Origin of the sequence: Mediterraneibacter sp. 210702-DFI.3.120, assembly GCF_020561005.1 — a bacterium.
GTDB classification, from domain to species: Bacteria; Bacillota; Clostridia; order Lachnospirales; family Lachnospiraceae; genus Mediterraneibacter; species Mediterraneibacter faecis.
The window spans coordinates 1-270 of record NZ_JAJCNG010000105.1 but is presented as its reverse complement, the minus strand read 5'-3'; the positions used below and the strand labels follow the sequence as shown (position 1 = coordinate 270).

At 54.1% G+C, this 270-nt stretch carries 1 protein-coding gene; it reads right to left on the bottom strand.

Annotated features, from left to right (window positions below; all coding sequences use genetic code 11):
• Positions 1 to 27: 27 nt before the first annotated feature.
• Positions 28 to 270 (bottom strand): aminotransferase class III-fold pyridoxal phosphate-dependent enzyme (locus LI162_RS15405; protein ID WP_227156891.1); only part of this gene is annotated, 243 nt, incomplete at its 5' end.

The following is a 270-nucleotide window of genomic DNA, read 5'->3' as shown; positions in this document are numbered from 1 at the left end:
GCCAGAAACCCTCACGCGGACTTCTCGTTATTGGCAAAAAAATGTTTCATCCTGTACCGCGCGGTTAACCGCTGCGGTCAGACGCTGCAACTGTAGCGGGAGAATAATATAGGGCGGCATCAGGTAAATCAGTTTGCCAAAAGGCCGGATCCAGACACCCTGTTCGACAAAGAATTTTTGCAGCGCCGCCATATTCACCGGATGAGTGGTTTCGACCACGCCAATGGCCCCCAGTACGCGCACATCGGCAACCATTTCGGCATCACGGGC